22 protein-coding genes are annotated in these 23,039 nt (G+C 39.9%); 5 read left to right on the top strand and 17 right to left on the bottom strand.

The annotated features are described in order from the left end of the window. Nucleotides 1-41: 41 nt before the first annotated feature. Both FHQ08_RS09805 and FHQ08_RS09810 read right to left on the bottom strand, forming a co-directional pair. Complete coding sequence (locus tag FHQ08_RS09805) at nucleotides 42-302, bottom strand: LysR family transcriptional regulator (RefSeq protein WP_230914237.1); 261 nt, start codon at nucleotides 300-302, stop codon at nucleotides 42-44. Between the two features lie 33 nt (nucleotides 303-335). Continuing rightward, nucleotides 336-941 carry a VanZ family protein gene (locus FHQ08_RS09810; RefSeq protein WP_230914238.1) on the bottom strand — a complete coding sequence of 202 codons (606 nt, stop codon included), beginning with the start codon at nucleotides 939-941 and terminating at the stop codon, nucleotides 336-338. 179 nt (nucleotides 942-1,120) lie between these two features. Here FHQ08_RS09810 and FHQ08_RS09815 point away from each other — a divergent pair, with 179 nt between their 5' ends. After that, the gene (locus FHQ08_RS09815; RefSeq protein WP_230914239.1) at nucleotides 1,121-3,352 is read left to right on the top strand and encodes an LTA synthase family protein; all 2,232 of its coding nucleotides are present in this window, start codon (nucleotides 1,121-1,123) and stop codon (nucleotides 3,350-3,352) included. A 72-nt stretch (nucleotides 3,353-3,424) separates the two neighbouring features. Here the strand turns inward: FHQ08_RS09815 and FHQ08_RS09820 are convergent, their stop codons facing one another. The 6 genes from FHQ08_RS09820 to FHQ08_RS09845 form a co-directional block, all read right to left on the bottom strand. Then, entirely contained in the window at nucleotides 3,425-4,120 is a 696-nt protein-coding gene (locus tag FHQ08_RS09820; protein WP_230914240.1) for a Crp/Fnr family transcriptional regulator, read from the bottom strand. Nucleotides 4,121-4,146: 26 nt separating this feature from the next. Continuing rightward, entirely contained in the window at nucleotides 4,147-4,671 is a 525-nt protein-coding gene (locus FHQ08_RS09825) for a ferritin-like domain-containing protein (protein ID WP_230914241.1), read from the bottom strand. Between the two features lie 15 nt (nucleotides 4,672-4,686). Next, the gene (locus FHQ08_RS09830; protein ID WP_230914242.1) at nucleotides 4,687-4,911 is read right to left on the bottom strand and encodes a heavy-metal-associated domain-containing protein; all 225 of its coding nucleotides are present in this window, start codon (nucleotides 4,909-4,911) and stop codon (nucleotides 4,687-4,689) included. A 76-nt stretch (nucleotides 4,912-4,987) separates the two neighbouring features. Beyond that, entirely contained in the window at nucleotides 4,988-6,886 is a 1,899-nt protein-coding gene (locus FHQ08_RS09835) for a heavy metal translocating P-type ATPase (RefSeq protein ID WP_230914243.1), read from the bottom strand. Between the two features lie 237 nt (nucleotides 6,887-7,123). Further along, nucleotides 7,124-8,617 carry a sensor histidine kinase gene (locus tag FHQ08_RS09840; protein ID WP_230914244.1) on the bottom strand — a complete coding sequence of 498 codons (1,494 nt, stop codon included), beginning with the start codon at nucleotides 8,615-8,617 and terminating at the stop codon, nucleotides 7,124-7,126. Nucleotides 8,618-8,622: 5 nt separating this feature from the next. Then, the gene (locus FHQ08_RS09845) at nucleotides 8,623-9,366 is read right to left on the bottom strand and encodes a response regulator transcription factor (protein ID WP_230914245.1); all 744 of its coding nucleotides are present in this window, start codon (nucleotides 9,364-9,366) and stop codon (nucleotides 8,623-8,625) included. 198 nt (nucleotides 9,367-9,564) lie between these two features. Here FHQ08_RS09845 and FHQ08_RS09850 point away from each other — a divergent pair, with 198 nt between their 5' ends. Beyond that, the gene (locus tag FHQ08_RS09850) at nucleotides 9,565-10,341 is read left to right on the top strand and encodes a Cof-type HAD-IIB family hydrolase (RefSeq protein WP_230914246.1); all 777 of its coding nucleotides are present in this window, start codon (nucleotides 9,565-9,567) and stop codon (nucleotides 10,339-10,341) included. 99 nt (nucleotides 10,342-10,440) lie between these two features. Here the strand turns inward: FHQ08_RS09850 and FHQ08_RS09855 are convergent, their stop codons facing one another. From FHQ08_RS09855 to FHQ08_RS13300, 7 genes are all read right to left on the bottom strand, one after another. Beyond that, a complete protein-coding gene (locus tag FHQ08_RS09855) occupies nucleotides 10,441-11,694 on the bottom strand; it encodes a glutamate-5-semialdehyde dehydrogenase (protein ID WP_230914256.1) in 1,254 nt (417 codons plus the stop codon). Between the two features lie 2 nt (nucleotides 11,695-11,696). Next, complete coding sequence (proB, locus tag FHQ08_RS09860) at nucleotides 11,697-12,512, bottom strand: glutamate 5-kinase (RefSeq protein ID WP_407929207.1); 816 nt, start codon at nucleotides 12,510-12,512, stop codon at nucleotides 11,697-11,699. A 102-nt stretch (nucleotides 12,513-12,614) separates the two neighbouring features. Next, nucleotides 12,615-13,604 (bottom strand): NAD(P)-dependent oxidoreductase, encoded by a 990-nt coding sequence (locus FHQ08_RS09865; RefSeq protein ID WP_230914248.1) that lies wholly within the window; start codon nucleotides 13,602-13,604, stop codon nucleotides 12,615-12,617. Between the two features lie 12 nt (nucleotides 13,605-13,616). Beyond that, entirely contained in the window at nucleotides 13,617-14,765 is a 1,149-nt protein-coding gene (locus FHQ08_RS09870; RefSeq protein ID WP_230914249.1) for an aminotransferase class I/II-fold pyridoxal phosphate-dependent enzyme, read from the bottom strand. 36 nt (nucleotides 14,766-14,801) lie between these two features. Then, nucleotides 14,802-16,325, bottom strand: a complete 1,524-nt coding sequence (locus FHQ08_RS09875; RefSeq protein WP_230914250.1) for an ABC transporter substrate-binding protein/permease — start codon at nucleotides 16,323-16,325, stop codon at nucleotides 14,802-14,804. Between the two features lie 241 nt (nucleotides 16,326-16,566). Then, complete coding sequence (locus FHQ08_RS09880; RefSeq protein ID WP_407929203.1) at nucleotides 16,567-18,060, bottom strand: PTS transporter subunit EIIC; 1,494 nt, start codon at nucleotides 18,058-18,060, stop codon at nucleotides 16,567-16,569. 12 nt (nucleotides 18,061-18,072) lie between these two features. Further along, complete coding sequence (locus tag FHQ08_RS13300) at nucleotides 18,073-18,561, bottom strand: PTS sugar transporter subunit IIA (RefSeq protein ID WP_407929204.1); 489 nt, start codon at nucleotides 18,559-18,561, stop codon at nucleotides 18,073-18,075. A 270-nt stretch (nucleotides 18,562-18,831) separates the two neighbouring features. Here FHQ08_RS13300 and treR point away from each other — a divergent pair, with 270 nt between their 5' ends. Further along, nucleotides 18,832-19,554, top strand: coding sequence for a trehalose operon repressor (gene treR, locus FHQ08_RS09885; RefSeq protein ID WP_407929205.1), 723 nt, complete (start codon nucleotides 18,832-18,834; stop codon nucleotides 19,552-19,554). A 14-nt stretch (nucleotides 19,555-19,568) separates the two neighbouring features. After that, on the top strand, nucleotides 19,569-21,230 hold the full coding sequence (treC, locus tag FHQ08_RS09890) for an alpha,alpha-phosphotrehalase (protein WP_230914252.1): 1,662 nt from the start codon (nucleotides 19,569-19,571) through the stop codon (nucleotides 21,228-21,230). A gap of 83 nt (nucleotides 21,231-21,313) precedes the next feature. On the opposite strand, the gene FHQ08_RS09895 is transcribed toward treC, so the two are convergent. Further along, on the bottom strand, nucleotides 21,314-22,057 hold the full coding sequence (locus FHQ08_RS09895; protein WP_230914253.1) for a DUF975 family protein: 744 nt from the start codon (nucleotides 22,055-22,057) through the stop codon (nucleotides 21,314-21,316). A 286-nt stretch (nucleotides 22,058-22,343) separates the two neighbouring features. Here FHQ08_RS09895 and FHQ08_RS09900 point away from each other — a divergent pair, with 286 nt between their 5' ends. Next, the gene (locus FHQ08_RS09900) at nucleotides 22,344-22,718 is read left to right on the top strand and encodes a hypothetical protein (protein ID WP_230914254.1); all 375 of its coding nucleotides are present in this window, start codon (nucleotides 22,344-22,346) and stop codon (nucleotides 22,716-22,718) included. Between the two features lie 67 nt (nucleotides 22,719-22,785). Here FHQ08_RS09900 and FHQ08_RS09905 read toward each other — a convergent pair. Beyond that, a partial coding sequence (locus tag FHQ08_RS09905; RefSeq protein ID WP_407929206.1) for a hypothetical protein occupies nucleotides 22,786-23,039 on the bottom strand: 254 nt, incomplete at its 5' end.

The following is a 23,039-nucleotide window of genomic DNA, read 5'->3' on the forward strand; positions in this document are numbered from 1 at the left end:
ATATGTTCCAAAAGGCAACGGTCCGACCTTCTTCAAATGAGCTAATCATCCAAATCTTCTTCAATATTTAACCCATATAACTGACTAACTGGTTCGTCTCGCGGTGCCTGGTGGACAACAACAATGCCAATCGCGCCTTTGCTGGTCACATAGTTGGCAAAAGTCGTCACCTCTTCAACCAAGTATGCCAGTCCATCTGAATTCACGATATACTGCCCTTTGATCGGTAATTCTTCAAAAAATACTTTATTCATGCGAATATAATCTTTGCCGTCATGAAGTACTAATAATACTTTTAACATCATTAAATCTCCTTAGGTCTTATTCCAAAATGATCACAACGAGTGCCGCTTAAATAAACGATATAATCCAAAACCGATCACAGTACCGACTGTATTGAAAATCACATCATCAATATCTGTAATACCGGTGTGTAACAAAAACTGAAACACTTCAATACTGATCGAGGTCATAATGCCCAGTAAGAGCACCTTTGCAAAAGTAGGTCGGCGCATCAAAATTGGTAAACCAATCCCAAAGGGTATGAACCAAAGGATGTTACCAAATAGATTATACAGGAAATCTAGTTTGGATAATCCATAGATCAGTTTCAGTGTTTCAACAAGCGGCACAAAATTGATTTCGTTCAGCGAGCGGTCAAAGTCTAGTTTGACCTGCCAAGGGAAATAAATACCTCGAAACACAGTTAAGAAATAAAGCATCAATAAGTAACCGACAAATAGAAATAGCATCAATTCATGACTGAATTTAAGCCGCTTGTGCCGCCATCTTTGCCAAATGATGCGCAGAAACATGAAAATCAGCAGGTAGAAGATAGTCTTGTCCAAACTATAGAAGATCAATCGAATCAGCGGAAAATGATTGATGCGCGTTTGATATTCGGTGGCAACCATTCGATAAATTGGCCCTAGAAAAATCATATGACTTCCTCCGAATTCTTAACAAACTTCAATGCCCTATTTTATCAAAAAAAAGAGCTTTTTTGTGGCATTTCAAAAATATCTTCATTTTTTCGTCATGATATCTTTATATACTAAAATTGTAACTACTGGTTTCACGCGTTATAATAATTGAAGCTAAATTCTGAAAGGAACAACTCATGAATAAACTCAGAATAAAGGCCTTTTTTAAGAGTCGCTTAGGCTTTTTTACTCTACTATTGATTTTGCTTTGGGCAAAGTCTATTTACATCTACTACACAGACTTCTCATTAGGCTTAACCGATCCCTACCAGCACTTGATCATGTGGCTGACACCATTTGGCACAAGTGCTTTGTTATTGAGCTTGGCCTTATACATACGCAAACCAATTCTATCCTATATTGCCATGTTTGTGATTTACATTTTACAGTTGATTCTATTATTTGCTAATGTCATCTACTATCGCCAGGCAACTGATTTTTTGACGATCAACACAATTATGAGTTCAAGCAAGGTATCCCAAGGGCTAGGCAAAAGCACGCTAAGTCTACTGGCACCACAAGATATTCTGATTTGGCTCGATGTGATCATTATTTTGATTTTACTGTTTCGCCGTATCATCCCGATCGATCCTAAAAAATATCGGCCTAAAAAGGCATTTGTCGTTTCTTTATGTACCTTTACATTCTTTTTATTAAACTTATTTCTTGCTGAAACGAGTCGACCACAGTTACTAACACGGACATTTGATCGTAATTACATTGTTAAATATCTGGGCATTGAAAATTTCATGTTCTATGACGCAGTTCGGACCGCCCAAAACAACCAAGTACGTGCCAATTCTGATGGGAGTGAAATGACGGCGGCTTACAATTATATTCAACAACATAAAGCCGCACCAAACCCTACTTATTTTGGAACAGCTAAGGGCAAAAACGTGATCATCATTCATCTAGAAAGTTTCCAGCAATTTTTGATCGACAAAAAGATCGATAATCAAGAAGTTACCCCGTTTTTAAATAGTCTTTACCATGATAAATCTACCATAAGTTTCTCTAATTTCTTCCACGAAGTCGGCCAAGGTCGCACCAGTGACGCTGAAACGATGTTAGAAACAGGTTTGTTTGGCTTACCCGAAGGGTCTGTTTTTACCTCTTTAGGCTCGGACAATACCTTTGAAGCTGCGCCAGCAATACTCCAACAAACACAAGGTTATGATAGTGCTGTCTTTCACGGTAATACTGGCAGTTTTTGGAATCGTAAGGATGTCTACCGTAATTTGGGTTACAATTATTTCTTTGATGCCTCTTATTTTGATACGTCAAAAGATAATGCGATCGGTTATGGTTTGAAAGATAAACTACTATTTGCCGAGAGCACCAAATACTTGGAACGTTTGCAACAACCTTTCTATACCAAATTTATCACCGTTACCAACCATTTCCCATTCTCTCTAAGCGATACTGACAGTGATTTCCCTAAACCGGATACTGACGATGATATCGTGAATAATTATTTCCGAACGGCACATTATTTAGACGAATCCTTACAACAATTCTTTGATTATTTGAAAGCATCTGGACTCTACGATAATACTTTAGTAATGATCTATGGGGATCACTATGGTTTAAGTAATAGTGATAATCTATCCCTAGCCCCCTTGCTAGATAAGACAAGTTCTGAGTGGACGGCATTTGATAATGCCCAATTGCAACGCGTCCCATTAATGTTTCATATGCCTGGCCTTAAGGGCGGTATTAATAGTACGTATGGCGGTGAGATCGATGTCTTACCAACATTGATGCACTTGCTTGGTGTGGATACCACACCATATATGTTTATGGGAACGGATCTACTGTCATCACAACATAACGCCATCGTTGCCTTTCGGAACCGGGATTTTGTAACACCGACATATACCGTCTTAGGTGGCAAAGGTGCCAGTGGAACGGTCTACGATAACAAAACCGGTAACATTATCAAAGATTTATCAAATCAACAAATCAAAAAGTTAAATGCGGATCAACAGAATGTCAGTGACCGCTTATCTATTTCTGATAATCTCAATAACAAAAATCTACTTCGCTTTTACACACCGATAAACTTCACCCCGGTTAATCCAGAAAATCAAGATTACACGCAAAATTGGTTACGCCTATTATCCGTCCAAAATCATTTAGGCAAAAAGTCAACCAGTGTTTACAGTCAGCATGGCGGTTCCACGACAGACTTATATCAAACAGATGCGCCAGAACTGAATGATGACAAATCGCCAATCACCGAGCTTCCAAGTGAGGTCAAAGAAAATACCAAAGCGGGCAAGCATAATCGGATGAGTACCACCAGTAGCCAAGCCTTTTCTAGTTCGGCAATGACCAGTTCTAGTGCTTCAAGTACCAACACACCATAATTTTGTATACAAAAAGGTATGAACTTAGCAAAACATCTATTTTGCTAGTTTCATACCTTTTTAATAGCTCTATCAAAGTTGGGCTGCTAATTGATCAGGGGCTAAAATCGTAATTTTGCGGCGATCCTTTTGAATCAAATTGGCCTGGCTCAAAGCTTTAAATGTCCGCGACAACGTTTCTGGCGTTGTCCCAATATAGGTGGCAAGCTCTTTAAGCTTCATTGGCAATACGAATTGGGCTTGTTGTTGTGTTTCGTACAGATCCATCAAATAACTCACTAGCCGTTGTTCAATCGAGTCGGCACTTAAATAACTTGTTTGTCGTTCCAATGCCGCCAGCTTTTCCGCCGATTCCTGCAGCAGCTTTAAACTAATCGCTGGATATTTCAGCAATAACGCCTGAAAATCTTGCTTATAAATGACACAAGCCGTGCCATCGGTTAAAGCTTCCGCGTAAGCATCTGGGGTCCTAGCACCAAATAAGATTTTTTCACCTTCAAAATCTCCCGGTCCAAGGACACGTAAGAGCTGTTCTTTACCCGTATTTGAAAGCTGATATAGCTTTAAATGACCTTGATTTAAGATGATCAATTCTTGCGTCTCTGGATCAATAACCATGTTGCCCTTTTGAAAACTTTGATGGTGAATCAATTCAGAGATCTTTAATAATTGAGTCTGATCCAAATTTGAAAAAATCGGGACAATCTCCGCACAAGTATGATTTTGGTGCGCTTTTTCATGAATATGGAATATCGTTTCTTGTGTCATAAGACCATCTCCTAAAATTCAAATTACTAAGCTTCATCATCCAAATCTAAGTCAATTTTTTGACCTAGCTTCTGTTCAATCATCCAAATATTCTGTTCGTTAACGCCTAAAACATGAATCAACTGTTGGGCTAAGGGATAGCGTTCTTCTTTTTGCGCCAATTTGATTGCCCGCGTCACAAACAAGTTAGCCTTTGCAAAATCTTGCCCGGTATCATTGAGCATGGCAGTGACTGACTGGTATTTATTACGACCGCCATCTTCAATCATAGCATAATCAGTCATTTCTTTGACCGTTGTGGGCACTAATTCATGCTCAGCTAACATGACTTTTGCCAAATCAAAATATAGCTGCTGATTCCCATCATATAATGATTTAAAGTAGGTATTTTCTCCTTGAGCATACCACATATATTGTTCTAATTTAAAACTTTGTAATTTCAAGTTGGCCAGAATGTGCCCGGTCATTGCTCCCGCTGTCGGTGTGTGGTGATCTTTGTCTGCCTGTTCAACTTCTTTTCGATAGACAGCATCAATTTTTGTAGCATCCATAAATAGACTTCCCTTCTATACCGTTGTTTTATTGGATTTAACTTCGTAACCCAAATCAGTCACAACGGCAGCAATTTTCTCTGCTTGAACAACTTCTGGGTCAAATTCTGCTTTAACTTTACCAGCATTAAATAATACTTTGACGTTGGTAACCCCCGGTGTGCTAGAAACCGCTTGTTTGATTTTAGTTAAACATGAAGGACATGTTAATTCATCTAATGCTAAAGTAACTTTTGCCATCGAAAAAACCTCCTAATTTCATTTACAAGTTCAGTATAACTTGACCATGATCTAAAAAAATTGATACAAATCAAGTTTATCGTTGAACTGCAATTTTTTTTGCAGTTTGAATTCTTTTAGCTAAGTTTGAGTGCCGCAATAAACGCATGGCATTAAAAATCACAACTAAAATACTGGCTTCATGAACAAACATACCTGACGCCATATCAATTTTACCCAGCAATAAACCGATCAATAGAGCGGCCACTGTCCCAATTGCGATGACAATATTTTGCACGGTGTTGGCATGCGTTTGCCGACTTTTTTGGATAGCAACAACCAAGGCCATAAAGTTTGCATTCATCAAGGTCACATCGGCAGTTTCAATGGCAGCATCAGCTCCGGCACCCATTGCGATGCCAACATTGGCTGCAGCTAAGGCTGGACTATCATTGATGCCATCGCCCACAAAAGCTACTTGATGCCCCTCAGCTTGTTGTGCTTTAATATAAGCCAATTTATCTTCTGGCAACAGTTCTGCTTGAATACCACTTAACGGTAATTGCTGGCCAATTGCCTGGGCACTAGCGGCGTTATCCCCTGTCAACATGATCAGCCGGTTTAATCCCATAGCTTTCAGTTTGCTTAAAGCAGCGGCAGTGTCAGGTTTCAACGCATCACCGATACCTAAAGCCAATAACAAATGTTGCTTATCTGCCACTAGAACAGTCGAAAGTCCTTGCTGTTGGATTTGCTGCACGGTCAGTTTTTCTTTGGCATCAAGTTGAATCCCATGATCAGCCAATAACCGTTGATTACCGACAAATAACGTATCCGTAACTAGTCCCTGCCCCTTAACGGTTTCAGGTGAATCTTTCAAGGAAATATTCGGTATTTTTTTATGCATGAGATCGGTCACGATTGCTTGGGCTAAAGGATGTTTGCTCGTCTTTTCGATGGCTAGTAATTGTGCTGTTGTTTGTTTTAATTTTTCGGCATCGTCAATTAAATTGATTGTCGTCACAACTTCAGGTTTACCCACCGTTAACGTACCCGTTTTATCAAATAAAACGGTATCAACGTGAGCTAGTGCAGTCGTTACTTCCCCACCTTTGACCAGAATACCGGCTTTGGCACTACTTCCGATACCAGCCACATTAGATACGGGCGCTCCGATAACCAAAGCGCCAGGACAACCTAACACTAATAATGTGATCGCAGTGTTTAAATCTCGAGTTATCAGATAAACAACTAGAGCAATTACTAAAACTGCCGGCGTATAGAATTTAGCAAAGCGGTCGATAAACTTCTCAGCCGGCGATTTGGCATCTTGTGCTTCTTCCACCAGTTCAATGATCTTACCAAAAGTGGTTTCATCGCCAACTTTTTCGGTTCTAACCGTGAGCATCCCACTGTCTAATAGTGAACCTGAATAAACTTGAGTCGTAGTTGCTTTAAAAACTGGTTTAGATTCACCGGTGATTGCTGCTTCATTGACATATCCCTGTCCTTGAATGATCACCCCATCTACCGGAATTTGGTCTCCTGGTCTTACAAGGACCTGATCGGCCACTGCCAAATCATCTACATCAACTTGCTTTTCACCTTGTGCCGTTTTGACGGTGGCTGTGGTTGGTGCCAATTCCGTTAGCGTTTTGATCGAGGCTCTTGTCTTTGCCAACGTTTTCTTTTCGAGATATCCTCCGAACAAGAACAGAAAAGTAACGATTGCGGATTCATGAAATTCGCCAACAACGAAAGCACCGATAACAGCAATGGTCACTAATAATTCAATAGAAATCGTTTTATAACGCAACGCACTAAAAGCATGCAAGGCAATTGGAAAAACCCCAATTATCGAAGCCGCAATCAGTAAAATAACTGCGATAGTCCTTTGATCAGTCCAAAAATTGAAGCTTAACCCTAGGCCCATTAAAATGCCATTCAATAATAAAAATTGGCGATTATGTTTTGTAACAAATCTTTGTAATTTCATTTGCGTCGTACCTCCTCGTTTACAAAACCCAGTATAAAACGATCAAGGCATTCAAAAATTGACCTATATCAAGTTTTAAAAAATAACGCCACAACTATTACAAAATACCAGCTAAAGAAACAAATAGGCCCACAAAAATTAGACTAAAAATCTAATCTTTGTGGGCCCTTGCGATTAAAGCGGTACGCTTAAAATAGGCTTCTTCTTGGCTGCTGGGCGCTTTTTGTCACAGACACTCTATTTTTTACCTGATTCATGATTAGTATCATTCTTTTCGCTTGCTTTTTTATTAGGGAACGTAATAGTAAAGGTCGTCCCAACATTTAGTTCACTTTGAACTTGAATGGTTCCGTGATGCTGTTCAACTAGGGAATGGACAATTGCCAATCCTAAGCCCGACTCACCATATTTTGTATTCTTTCGGGATGGATCCGCTTTATAGTAACGTTCCCAAATGTTACGAACCTGTTTTTCGGTCATACCGATACCATTGTCTTTAACGATAAATGTCGTGCTATTATAATCATCTTTAGCTGTCACATTAATCGTTCCGTTCTGCGTAAACTGAATGGCATTTTGCATAATATTGAATATGATTTGAACGAAACGATCGTAATCCGCATATGTCGTGAGTTTATCGGGTGCGTGTAGCTTCAATTTATCGCCTGCATCACTGGCTTTTTTAGTTAACTGTTCAATAATATTATGCAAAGCTTGCACCGAATCAAATTCTTTTTTATGCAAAGGAATCTGGCCGGTTCGAATCTTTTCATAATCTAGATTTTCATTCACCAACCGAATCAACCGCTTCGTCTCATTACGCATTAATTCGATACTCTGACCTTTGGACTCTTCAGGAATTGCATCATAAGCCAGGCCTTCAAGTAGACCATTGATGGTCGTCAAAGGCGTCCGCATTTCATGAGCAGCATCAGCCATAAATTGGCGCCGGCGTTCTTCTTGACGTTTGATTTCCTCGTTAGACACTTTTAGCGACGTAATCATCTTATTAAAGTCGTCAGCCAATTCATCTAATTCATCGCGATCGTGACTTTGAATTTGTACTTCAAAATTTCCTTCAGCCACTTGATGGGCCGCGGTTCTCAAACGATTGATCCTAGAAACTTGAAAACGCGCCAAAAAATAACTTAAAATCAAAGCAGCTATTGAGGAAACAATGACAGCGATCAGCAGATTATTTTTGATTTGATCGATACTTGCTTGAATCTGAGTGACTCGTGAACTGACAATGACTGCCGCAACCATCTTATTATTATAAAACCAAGGTACGATGACAAAGGTCCGTGCTGGGCCACGCTTCTTTGTGGATGGTGTTAAGTCAGTTTGGTTCTGGGTTGTTTCTTGCCGATAGCGTTTACCTTGCTCCAAACCTTTCCAAGTAGACTTGTTCAAGGCTGGCGCGCTAACCATGGGGTCGCCATAAACACGCGTATTCGTAGCATCATAGACGGTAAAACTCACTTCTTGGTCCCGTAAAACAAACTCTAGATCACGCAAAAAGGAAGCTTGCAAGTCTTTAGTCTGGCCAGTTTGACTATTGGTTACTTGCATCGCATCATCGCGCAGATTATCCGCATAACCTTCTAGTTGGGTCCAAGTTTGTTGATAGGCTGAATTCCGTGAATAACTAAAAATGGTGGCACTGACGATTAAAATTGTCGTCAAAATTACGAAAAAGAAGCTTAGCATTTGCTGATAAATCAGTTTCATTTACATCAAGCCTCTGACTCTTTAATGCTAGAATCATCGAATTTATAGCCGACGCCCCAGACCGTTTGAATGACTTGCGGCCCAACTTTCTCAATTTTTTGGCGTAACTTTTTAATATGCGCGTCAACTGTCCGTTCATCACCAAAATATTCATAGTCCCAAACTAATTCCAATAATTTTTCCCGGGAAAAAACTTGTTTGGGATTTTTAGCCAAAGTGTGCAGTAAATCAAATTCCTTTGGCGTTAAACCTTCAATTGCTTTATCATCTAAATAAGCTTCACGCGTTTTAGTACTTAATTTAAAATGTTCCGTGATCACATCAAAATTTTGATCATCATTAGCTGTTTCACTAGATTTATGAGGCGCATCTTCTTCAACAATTTCTGCACGACGATGTAAGGCTTTCAAGCGTGCAACCAAAGTGATCGGACTAAATGGTTTGGTGACGTAATCATCAGCACCAAGTTCAAGGCCTAAAACTTGATCACTTTCAGAATCACGCGCTGTCAGCATGACCAAAGGTACAGCCTGTGAAACTTCCCGTATTTCTTTAGCCACTTGCATACCATCTTTACCAGGCAAATTGAGGTCTAAAGTAATAATATCCCAGCCATCTGGATCTTCTTTGAACATTTTGACGCCTTCATCGCCGTCATAGGCAAAATGGGCGTCCCAGTTCTCTTTTTGAAAAAACATACTCATCATTTCAGAAACAGATTTATTATCTTCAATCATTAATATTTTCATTTGATAACTTCCTTCATTAAAACTTGCATCTTATGTGAGAAATAACTTAGTATTAATTATACAATGAATTTAAGCAATATTGCTTTTTTCACAGATTGTTTTCAAAAAAATCAATCTTTTAGCGAACGAATACGTCGCAGTTAAGTTCATATTAGCATAAAAAAGGCATTTACAAAATTTTTGGAGGTAAAACGAACTATGACAGAATACAAAGGGGTCGTCTTTTTTGACTTGGATGGCACACTCTTAAACGAACATAAAACCATCGATACAGGCGTTGTGGCTGCGTTGGATCAATTAAAAGCCAATGGGTACTTACGAGTGATCGCTAGCGGCCGCCACGAAAGTGAACTACGAGATGCCCGGCAACAAGCTGGGATTAATTCATTTATTGCTTTAAACGGGGCTTATATTGAATATGAGGGTGAACCAATTTACAAAGCCCAAATTCCTGCGCAAACTGTTCAAGGCGTCGTGGATATTGCCAATGGTCTGGGAGAGAGTGTCGTTTTTTTCTCGGGACACCATAAAGGTATGTTGCGCATTACCGATGACGCCAATGATTCTTTCAATTACACTAAAACACCGATGCCCCCTGTGAATTCAGATTTTTTTGAGAAATATCCAGTTTACATGATGTTGATTTTGACCACAGCTAATGACAAACGATATAGCTATCCCTTTAATGACCGCTTAACTTTTTACCGCAACACGCCCTACTCCATCGATACCGTTTTAAAGGACGTTTCCAAAGCTCAAGGCATTCAAAAATTATTGGAAGTTATGCACTTAGAAAAAGCGCCAACTTATGCATTTGGTGACGGCTTCAATGACTTACCAATGTTAGGCTTGGTTGACCATCCTGTGGCGATGGGTAACGGTATTGATGCGGTCAAAGACCGTGCAGAATATGTGACTGATACCAATGAACGGGGTGGTATCATCCAGGGATTGAAGCACTATCACTTGATCTAAGAAGCAACTCAAAAAGACGACTGAAAATAAGCCTAAAAGCTTACGCTCAATCGTCTTTTTAGTTACGGATAATTTAACTTTAACGGTATGCTAATCAACTTAGGCTCTAATCTGACCATTACCTTGAGCGATATACTTAGTCGATGTTAATGCAGTCAAGCCCATTGGTCCACGAGCATGTAATTTTTGGGTAGAAATACCGATCTCTGCACCAAAACCAAACTCAAAACCATCGGTAAAGCGTGTCGAAGCATTCACGTAAACGACAGCTGCATCAATTGCTTTTGTGAATTTTTGGCTATTTGAATAGCTGTTAGTGATGATGGCTTCTGAATGCTTCGTGTTGTAACGATTGATGTGCGAAATGGCCGCATCAATATCGGCCACAACTTTAATAGCCATCACATAGTCATTATATTCTGTGCCCCAGTCTGTTTCAGTGGCCGCTTCAATTGTCAGTAAAATGGCTTTAGCGGTAGCGTCTCCTTTTAAAGTAACGTTATAAGGCTGCAGTGCGGCTTGAACTTGTGGTAAAAATTCAGCCGCAATTTGGCGATCAACGACCAACTTTTCCATCGCATTACAAACAGAAGGCCGCTGCGTTTTAGCATTGACAATAATATTGAGCGCCATTTTAAAATCGGCATCTGCAGCAACATAGACATGACAATTACCAGCCCCCGTTTCAATTACCGGTACGGTAGCTTTTTGAACGACTAAATTAATAAAATTTGCACTACCTCGGGGAATTAAAACATCGATATAATCGGTTAGCTGCATCAATTCATCTGCGGTTTCATGGGTCGTGTCATGAATCAATTGAATGGCATCCGCTGGTAATGCAACTGAAACTAACGCTTGGCGTAAGATATCAGCTAAAGCGATATTAGTTGCAATTGCCTCTTTGCCACCACGTAAAATAACAGCATTGCCAGATTTCAAAGTCAAAGCTGCTGCATCCACAGTGACATTCGGACGTGCTTCAAAAATCATGCCCACCACACCCAACGGTACACGAACTTGTTTGATTTGTAGACCAATTGGTGTCGTCCAGCCTTGCGTCACTTCACCAATTGGATCCGGCAAAGTTTGAACTTGGCGTAGACCCTCAGCCATGGCTTGAATACGCTCAGCTGTCAACAACAGCCGATCTAGCATTACTTGGCGAACCTTATTTTGTTTGGCATTGGTCATATCTTTAGCATTTGCAGCCAAAATTTCATCTGTATGGGCTTCAAGGGCAGCTGCCATCGCCATCAAAGCCTGGTTTTTGATTTGCGTATCTAACTGGCCTAAAACTTTACTTGCAGCTTGGGCCTGCTGCCCGATCGTGGTTAGAGCCGTTGCTATCATCATTAAACACTCGCTTTCATCGTTTGAGGTGTAAATAAAGTCCCGATTTCTTTACCATCTAGAATATCAAAAATAATTTCCGGATCGCGGCCGTTTGCCAGTATCATTTGGCGATGGTGCTCTAAGATACGTCGAGCAGCGTTAAGTTTAGTCGTCATGCCACCAGTCCCAAACTGGGTACTGCTGCCCCCAGCGTAGGCCAAAATGTCGGCATCAATGGCATGCACTTCAGGAATCAAAACAGCGTCAGGATCTTTATAAGGATTTCCGGTGTAAAAGCCATCAATATCTGACAAAACGATCAATAAATCGGCATCGATAATTTCGGTAACGATTGCGGATAATTCATCATTATCACTGAAGCTCGTTTGATGATCCAACTCATCAACTGAAACACTATCATTTTCATTCACAATTGGAATGATATGCTGCCCCATCATCGCCTTAAAAGCATTGACGACATTGCGTTTGCTCTCCGGAAACAGCATCACATCACGCGTCAGTAAAACTTGCGCGACAATCTGCTGATATTCCGAAAACTCTTTGGTATAGATACCGATCAATTGACTTTGTCCAATAGCTGAAACTGCTTGCTGTTGGGGAATCTCACTGGGCCGATCCTTTAAATGCAACATACCGATGCCTACCCCCATTGCCCCACTGGAAACCAGTACGACCTGGATGCCGCGATTACATAAATCTGTCAAAACAAATGCTAAACGGGCAATAGCACGCAAATTTAGCTTACGATTTTTTAAAACTAAACTACTGGTTCCGATCTTCACAACAATACGTTTTGGATTTATCTGACGCAACAGCACTCACTCCAATAAAAAATCTGCACTATAAACAGTATATAGAGCAGATTCTAACAAATTTAAATAAGGACTACAATTAATTTTTTTATTTAAGTAACAGTTTTAATTCACGGGGTGCTTTACAGGCTGTCCTGACGCCCCACGAACTGCCTCATTTAAGGCAGTATAGGCAATATTATGAACAGAATTTTTCGTAAAGAAAGCAATATGGGGCGTCAAAATTAAATTGGGCAAAGTCAACAAAGTCTCTAATTCAGAATTATTCAAATCTTTGCCTTGCCAGTCATAGTCGAAATAAGGCCCTTCGCCAGTCCAAACGTCTAAGGCAGCCCCCGCAATCGTGCCGGATTTTAAGGCTTGAATCAACGCTGGCGTATCCACGACTTGACCACGAGCGGCATTGATCAAATAGGCAGAAGCCTTCATCTTGGCAAAACTTTCTGTGCTCAATAATTTCATTGTTTGACTCGTTAAGGGCACATGTAACGTCACCACATCACTGGCAGTCAAAAGTGTTGTCAAATCTGTGTAAGTTGCAAATCCAGCCAAATCAGGATTTTCAACCGGGTCATTAATCATGATTTGACTGCCTAAGGCATGGAATATTTGCGCAACTGCACTACCAATATGCCCGGCACCGATGATACCGATCGTCAATTCACTCAGTTCTGGTGAGATTTTACCCAGCCAAGTAAAGTCATGCTGAATTGCGTTCTCTTCGAACTGGTTTAAATGCCGCAATAACCGCATTGTTTGGGCCAGGACATATTCTGCCACTGATCGTGGTGAATACACCGGCACATTCGTAACAACCAATCCATTGGCTTTAGCTGCTGCTAAATCAATAAACTCATAACCAACCGACCGGACGGCAATTTGCTTAATACCAAACTCGGCTAATTTGGCATAAACCGCTGGGCTACCTAAAGGTACGACTTGTTGAACAGATAGGGCATCAAAGCCCTTTACTTGATCAATATTTTCGGTAGTTAATGGTGTCTCCGTGATCGTCAAGTCTTGCTTATTTTCTTGAGCCCATTTTTTTAGCTCTACCACTTCTTCTGTAAAGGCATTCATTGCTAAAATCTTCATATCATTACACCCCTAAAATTTTAATTCTTGAAAAGCTTTGACAGCTAAAGCCAATGTCGCCATATCTTGGGTGGCGGCAATGCGAATAAAGCCTTTTCCAGAATCTCCGAAGGCACGACCTGGAATCACCAACACTTGCTTTTGTTTCAAGAGATAATCACTAAAAGCCACATCATCCATACCTGATTGACGAATATCTACAAATAAATAAATGCTGCCAGCTGCAGGCATCACCTTTAGATAAGGTACCTTTGCCAGCTCAGTTGCCAAATAGGTCAACCGCTTTTTAAAATCATCTCGTAAAGTCGGCATAAAATCAGCTAGATGTTCTAAAGCAAATTTCCCAGCTCGCTGGCCTGGCGCTGAAGGTGTATAAGCGACCCCCTCATTTAAGAGTCCAGCCGCATCGTTGATTTTCTCAGGTGCTAATAAATAACCGATCCGAAAGCCCGTCATCGCAAAGACTTTTGATAATGATCCTGTCACAATCGTTCGTTCTGGAGCCAAAGCTTCTAAAGGCACAAATTCATTATCACCGTAGACATAAGGCCAGTAAACTTCATCAGCAAATAAATACAAATCGTATTTTTGGGCCACAGCTACAATGGCCGTTAAAGTCGATTTTGAAAAAACAGCACCAGTCGGGTTATTCGGCGAATTAATGATCACCGCCTTAGTTTTAGGCGTGATCGCCGCTTCTAAATCAGCCGCTTGCAGTTGAAATTGATGGTCAGCGGTCGTTTTAACAAAAACCGGTTTCGCCCCAAAGGCTTGAATTTCCACTTTATAAGAGGTGAAATAAGGCTCATGAATAATGACTTCATCGCCGGGGTCTAAGATGGCACCTAAAGCGATGAACATGGCATGTGAAGCACCGGCAGTTGCTCGAACATTTGTTAAGTCATAATGTGTGTGAAAACGTGTATTGTGTGTTGCTAAAATAGCTTGCAAAAAACCAGGATCCCCGGCTGAAGCCGTGTAATGAGTATAGCCAGCTTTCATATCTTGATAGGCCTGTTCAATAATTGGCAACGCCGTGCGCTGATCTGGATCACCAATGGATAGATCAATAATATTTTGCATATTTGCAGCGGTTTTACCGATATCTGCTAATATATTTTTTTCTGGAGCTTGAAATAATTTTGCTAATGGTTTGACCAAAGTTATTCCCCCTATAAGCTGGATACTAATGCAATTCTAAAGGACTTGGTTCTTAGGACGCCCTAAATTCATTCGTTTCTCAAATGCATTCAATAATGCTGAAAGTACCAAAGTTAATGCAAAATAAATAAATGAAGTTAAAACTAATGGACTAAACGGTTTGAAGCTGGCCCCTTGAACGACCCCCGTTTGGAACATCAATTCACCGACACCAATAACACTAACAATTGCCGATTCCTTTAGTAAGGAAATAAATTCATTTCCTAATGCTGGCAAAATTGTTTTTACCGCTTGTGGCAAGACAACAAACCGGGTCGTGTCTTTTTGAGATATACCCAAAGACCGAGCAGCTTCTGTTTGTCCTTTTGGCACTGAATTTATGCCGGAACGAATGATTTCCGAAACATAAGCGCCGGAATTAAGCGACAATGCAATTGCTGCGGAAACAAAGGCTGATAAATCCAAACCCATGATCTGAGTACCAAAATAAATCATAAATACCTGAACAAGTAATGGTGTGCCCCGGAAATATTCAATATAGATCACAGCAATCCAATGGGCTAAGAAGTTCTTCGCGCGTTTCATTAATGCTAAGACAGTGCCTAAGATGGTGCCAAACAAGACGCCTAAAATGGTTAACCCAATGGTAATGCCTGTCCCTGACAAGAAATAGCTACCATATTGGGCAAAAAAGCCACTGTTGGCAAACATTTGCTTTTGCGCATTTTTGATATACCCATTCAGTAAATGTTGCCGTTTGATTTGCCGAATCGAATGATTGACTTGTGCCGCCAAAGCGGGCGCATCTTTGGGCATGGCAACGGCCGCATTTTTAGTGGCGTTGGCAAACTTGACATTTTTAGCCAAGGCTAATGATTTATCCTGGGCCACATAAGCATCCGCCACCGGTTTTTCAATAACGATGGCATCAATTTTTTTCTGTTGTAAATTAAGTACAATATCGGTCATTTTTTGCAGACTAACTGTTTTGGCACCCGTTAATTCAGTTTTAGCTAGGGTCTCTTGCGTTGTTTGTTTTTGAACGCCAACTTTGACATTGTTAAAATCATTAACGCCCTGATACTTATTAGCATCTGCTTTCCGAACCATCACTGTTTGTTTGACTGTCAAATAGGGCTCAGAAAAAGTAACTTGTTTGGCCCGTTCTGGTGTCTCTGACATACCTGAAATAATGAGATCAATTTTGCCAGTTTTTAACGCTCCTAATAAGGCATCAAACCCCATTTCCTTGATTACTAAATGAACCCCCATATCTTTGGCAATTTTCTTTGCAATTGAAACATCAAACCCAATGATTTCATCTTGACCCTTGATCGTTTTATGAAATTCATAAGGTGGATAATCTGCTGATAAACCTAAAACCAACGTCCCCTTTTTCTTGATTTTTTGCAAATATGGATCTGACTGTTTTGTTTGTGCCGCCTGCACTGTGCCTGTCTTAGTCAAATTTGCTAATGGCAAAAACGTTCCAATAACCATCGTTGCAATTAACATCAGATGCAGTATTCTTTTACCCCAATGCCCTTCATTTTGATTCATAATATCTACCTCATTATTTTTTAATTTTTCTCATTATACATCATAATTAATATTTATGCACGTTTTTCGAATATTTATATATATTTATACATTAAATCAGACTTCAAGCCAATTTCAGAAAACAAAAAAAGACCTACTACCTGAGGCCTGATGACCTGGAGATAATAGATCTAATTTAGTTATGTCGATTTTAGGAAACTTTCATTATACTTTTCTATCAGACATTCACTTAAATTTGCAATTAATGACTGGCAGCAACTTTACCTGGGTTTTGTTTCTTCTCAACTTTTTCACCCATGACCATCTTGTCATTGTAGCCCCAGACCCAAGTGATAATGAAGCTGACAATTAAAGCAGCAATGCTTGAGAACAAGAAGGCATAAAAACTATTCAAATTCGTTGGATTCTTAGGATCAAAGAACGATGAAAAACCAATCAATGATCCAGTAAATCCAAACATATTGCCATGCATTAAACCTGTAATAAAGCCACCAACTGCCGAGCCTATCAAACCAGAAACAAAGACTTTACGATATCTTAAGTTCACACCATAAATCGCAGGTTCAGTAACACCACAAAATGCTGAAATCGTAGCTGCAAAACCAAGTTCTTTCAGGCCTGCCTTGCGTGATTTAATCGCAACCGCCAAGACAGCAGCACCTTGCGCAACCATTGTAGTGCTGATAATGGCGTTTAGCGGACTAGCACCATTGGCTGAAATTTGCTGAGCAACCAGTGGCACAACGCCCCAATGCAAACCGAAAATAACAAGCACTTGATAGAAACCGCCGATGATCAGACCACCAGCCCAACCAGATACACTGACCAACCAAGTAATAAAATCAGCGATACCATTGGCAATACCTTGAATTACTGGACCAGTGATTAGAATTGTTACGGTTGAGACCACCAGAACAACGATCATTGGTACAAAAATCATTTGCAAATAATTTGGTAAATGATTCTTTAACCAAACTTCCAGCTTTTTAGCTAGCCAAGCGGCTAAAATCATTGGAAAAATTGAATAGGTGTATTTTAAGAATTGAAAATCAAAACCACCAATGGTAAACATCGTCTTAAAATTCGTGCCCCATTGGACAATTTGTGGGTAAGCTAGAAAGGCACCAATTGTCTCGGCAATGATGGGGTCACCACCTAACCGACGAGCGGCGGCAAAGCCAACTAGTACGGGTAAGAAATAAAAGGCTGCATCAGCCATAGCAGAAACTGTTAAGTATGGGACGCTCTTAGGATCTAATAAAGAGCCGAGTTGCGGTAACGTCAATAATGCCAGTAAACCTTTAATAATACCAGAAGCGGCAATCACACCAATGACCGGACTCATCGAACCCGTGATCACGCCAATTAGATTATTCATCCCATGTTTCAATCGATCCCACAAACTTAAATTTTGCGGTGTTTTAGCACTCCCACCCGTTTCAGCGACGGCTTGTGCGGTTGCTTCAGGATCAGCGTATTCCGGACCAAGTTGCTGGATCACTGCATCGTAAACATCTGTGACGGCATTTCCGATAACAACCTGGTATTGTCCCTGGGCTTTACGGACATCAATCACACCCGGCGTATTTTTTAAAACAGCCGTGTTGGCCTTATCTTCATCTTTCAAGTAAAAACGCAATCGAGTAATACAATGGATCAAACTATCCACATTTTGCTGACCACCAACATTTTGAATAATCTCTTTAGCCAGCTCTGTGTAATCCTTTTTAGCCATTTTTCATTCCCCTCACTTTGTTGTCACAGTCCCCACGACTTGACTTTGTTCAACTGGACCTTTCGCAACATTTAAAGCTCCAAGTTTGTCGGCTGAATTTGTAATGACGACAATAATGACAGTATCCAGATTGGCTGCCTTGACTTGCGCCAAATCCATTGTGGCAATAGGCTGACCACCTGTCACCGGCTCATCGGCAGCCACTTGGATCTCAAAGGGTGCGCCTTTCAAATCAACTGTATCCACGCCCATATGAATTAAAACTTCCAAGCCGTTCGCCATGGTTATCCCAATTGCATGCTTGGTACTTGCGACCATGCTTACCGTGCCCGACACAGGTGCCACGATCTGATCAGCATTCGGTTGAATCCCAAAGCCTTCCCCCATTGCTTTAGATGAAAAGACTTTATCACTAACTTGAGAGATGTCGACTAACTCACCCGTCGCCGGCGCATAAACTTGATTATCGATCTGCTTTTTCTTGCCAAAAAATTTAAACATTTTTCACCCTCCTAAATAAGGAATTAGCTAATTAACCGCTTTCAATGTTCAGTATATGTCCTGTACGTACAGGTGTCAACAAAAATACGTTTAGAAACCATAGATTCTTAAATAGCTCTGAAATATCAGTATTTAGTTTTGAATAACATTGTTTTTCTTTTAAATTTACTTGTCCGGATAGGGATGATATAATACTTTTGAAAGCGATTCATATTGTTTGTCTGTTTTGTTACAATATCATTCGTAAATTTATCACAATGGGGTGAGATGATGGACACAACTGCAAAGTACCTATCAATTGCACAAGATCTATCTAGTAAAATTAAATATGGTCAATATCCTGTTGGTGATAAGCTGCCAAGTGAAGCTGCATTAATGCGCTTATATGGCACCTCTCGCGATACCATTCGCAAAGCCCTCGAAGAATTAACAAATAACGGGCTGATCCAAAAAGTCAAAGGGAAAGGCTCAATTGTTTTAAACACTTCACGTTTTACCTTCCCAATTTCAGGAATCACGACTTTTTCAGAATTAAATCAACGTCAGCAAATGCATGCTTTAACTAAGATTATCAATTTAGAAGAACGGGCACTGCCAGAAAATATTGCCGACCAAGTTGCAGTTGAACAACGGGCGACAACTTTTGTGCGCCGCTTGCGGCAAATTGAACAGGAACCGATCGTCGTAGACGAAGATTATGTTTTAAAAAGTATTGTGCCGCATATCCCGCGCTCGGTAGCGGAAAATTCACTTTATAAATACTTTGAACAAGAACTCAATCTAGATATTGCCTACGCCACCAAGTCAATTACCGTCGAACCAGGTGATGACTATACTTGCCAACTTCTAAATCTACCAGCAAAATCTTTGGTCGTTATTGTCCGCAGCCTAACCTATTTGGCCGATACATCATTTTTCCAGTACACGACGTCATTACATCGGCCTGATCGCTTCAAATTTATTGATTTTGCGCGACGTTCAGCAAAATTATGAATGGAGGATGCTTAATGAATTTTAAAAATAAAGTCATCTATCAAATTTATCCCAAATCTTTTTATGATAGTAATGGTGATGGTATTGGCGACTTACGAGGTATCATTCAAAAAATTGCTTATCTTAAAAAATTAAATATTGATATGATTTGGTTCAATCCGTTTTTTGTTTCGCCGCAACACGATAATGGCTACGATATTGCCGATTATTACAATATCGATCCAATTTTCGGCACAATGGCTGATTTTGAAGATCTGGTAGCCGCTCTAAAAACAATCCATGTCGACATCATGCTTGATATGGTACTAAATCATGTTTCCACGGAGCATGAATGGTTCCAAAAAGCACTGGCTGGTGATGCCCACTACCAGAAGTATTTCTATATTCGTGAGCCAAAGTCAAATGGCGATCTACCCAATAATTGGACTTCTAAATTTGGTGGTCCGGCTTGGGCACCTTTTGGGGACACAGGTAAGTATTACTTACATCTCTATGATCCCAGCCAAGCTGATCTTGATTGGCACAATCCCGAAGTTCGTCAAGCTTTATATCAGGTAATCAATTTTTGGCATGCTAAAGGTGTTAAAGGCTTTCGTTTTGACGTGATCAATGTTACAGGAAAAGACGAAAGCTTGACTGATGCACCAGCAGGAACCGCAAGTAAATTTATGTATACCGATACACCGATCGTGCAAAACTATTTAAAAGAAATGAACGCCCAAAGTTATGGTAAAGATCCCGATAGTATTACAGTAGGCGAAATGTCTTCAACGACAATTACCAATTCAATTGCGTATACGAAACCGGAAAATCATGAGTTGACCATGGTCTTTTCTTTCCATCATTTAAAAGTTGATTATCAAAATGGCGAAAAATGGTCACGCATGCCCTTCGATTTTCAAAAGTTGAAACAAATTCTAAATGACTGGCAAGTAGGTATGACTAAAGGTGGTGGCTGGAATGCCCTTTTCTGGAACAATCATGACCAGCCGATTGCTTTGAATCGATTTGGCGATACTGGTAAATATCGAGAAAAGGCGGCTGAAATGCTAGCCACTACGAGCCACTTATTACGCGGCACACCATATATTTATCAAGGGGAAGAAATTGGCATGATCAACCCCCATTATCAAAGTATTGCTGATTATGTCGACGTGGAAAGTAAAAACGCCTATCAACGGTTATTAAACAAAGGTGCTTCTCCTGCCGCTGCATTCGCAATCATCCAAGCAAAATCGCGCGATAATAGCCGCACCCCCATGCATTGGGATGCAACTAAAAATGCCGGTTTTACCACGGGAACGCCTTGGTTGAAACCTACTGATCAGCAACAAATTAACGTGCAAAAAGAACTTGCTGAAGGTGAAATTTTTAATTATTATCAAAAACTAATTCATTTAAGAAAAACCCAGCCAATTATTTCTGAGGGTAATTATGAACCCCTAGACCTAACCCATCCGCAAGTATTTGCTTATCAGCGAACTTGGCAAAATCAACACTTAATTGTGGTCAATAATTTTTATGGTCAAGCAACGACTTTTGCCTTACCACGTGATTTTCAGCACCTGACTTGTCAAACTCTGATCAGCAACTATGCGCGCCAGATCCAACAAACAGAAAATAACTTATCACTAGCACCCTATGAAAGTCTGGCACTATTATTTACAATTAACTAACCAAGCATTAATAAAAAGGTCAAAACAAAGCAACTTCCACTCTGTTTTGACCTTTTTGCTGACCACTCGATATAGATATTGTATTAATTTTGGACGTTAGCTTCACGTTGCTGTTGCAAATGATGATAGAAAGCTGCATTTGTTGCGGCTTGATATGGCATGACCCAAAACTCAGGTATACCTAATAATAAAACACTCAATAAATGCCAGCCGATAAAGGAAAGATCTAAGTAAAAGAGCCGGCCTTTTGCACCCCGCATCATCACTTTGCTAGCCCGAATATAGTCTAACGTATGCCAGTCGGTATCTGTTTGATGATCCCGATAAATATAATACGTCATTCGGTAAGAGTATGAAGCTACGATGCCAGGAATGACAAGCAATAAACTCCAAAGGATGGTAAAAATATACATCATTAAGGCCAGTAATAAGACCGGACCAATATAGCGACTGGTAAAACTTTGAAAAGCCAGCTTAAAAGGATGTTCAATATTTATTTTAGGCTGCTGCAGCCAATCTAAAAAAGTAAAACTGATACCAGCTGTTAATAAGCCGCCAATCAACACGCCGGGAATATTACTAAAAATCTGCCAAACGAATTCACCACCGTTATTAACATGAACTGGTGTATCAGTAATCGATTTAAGTGTGGGTTGAAAATTTGGTTGCATAAAGATATAGGCAATAATTGCGGTTAAAATAAGTATGAAAAACATCGTCAATACTTTAAACAGGGCTGGGACCAGCGTCACTTGAACTGCTGTCAGCCAGTTCCCCTTAAATAATGCCCTCACCTCACGTTTTAATTCAGAAACTTTTGTTTCCATTCAAGAAAAACCTCCTAATAATGATACACACTATAATCTAGAGTTGCTTACATTGTAACAGAAAGCAGCCATGTATCATATTCTACAAGTGTATAAAATTTGACACAACTCACTGATTTATATTACTTTACTTTCAGAGAGATTGAGCTTTATTTTTAATAAATTTGCCAGCAAAAATCAGATATTTTATTTTTCATTTTCACTATAATAACTTGATTTATTTCACATATTATTGGATAATACAAGTTAGAGCATATGTTACTTACAGGAAACGGGGGGAATATTCATGGATTCAGAATACGGTCGAGATTCCGAAGCAATTTTAGAAGATTTATGGGATCTGTATGATGTTGCAAACAGTGATGACCGGTCTTTTAATCGAATTATGATTTATCCGAAGCATTTATTGTGGCGTGAGGCCAAAGTACAAGACAAAATTGAATCTTCCCATAGTCGGATCGTTAACCGTCCTGTCGTTGTTGCTTCATTTAATACATATGAAGAGCCGATGATTCTTCATGTCTTAAATAAGCCCACTGATTATGAAACTGAAAAGTCACTTTCTAACAAATTAGCAAATTTAATCAATGAACTGATTCAAGCTTATGTTGTCGAGTCTTCAGAGAGTACGGCTGAAACGTCACAAGTCAAAAGTAATTAATTATTTAGTCAATTTTAATAACGTTTTAGTGCAAAAAGAGGCTGGGACATAAGTCTTTTTATACAGCCTAAAGTAAAAAAGAGGCTGGGACATAAGCCACGCAAAATAAAATAATCGTAGTTTTCAGACTGATATTGAATCTGAAAACCACGATTATTTTTTTAACGATTGATTTTCTAAAAATAACATTGACTTTGAGGGTCAATTTCAACAGATTAGCTGCCATAATTGCAATTCCTGCTTCAGTAGTAACCTTTTCAATCCCACGAACCGAGGTTCGTAGGTACTTCAAATTAGCCTTCAGATTTCCGAAGAGTGGTT

It is taken from the genome of Agrilactobacillus fermenti, assembly GCF_021030645.1.
In the GTDB taxonomy this organism is placed as follows: domain Bacteria; phylum Bacillota; class Bacilli; order Lactobacillales; family Lactobacillaceae; genus Agrilactobacillus; species Agrilactobacillus fermenti.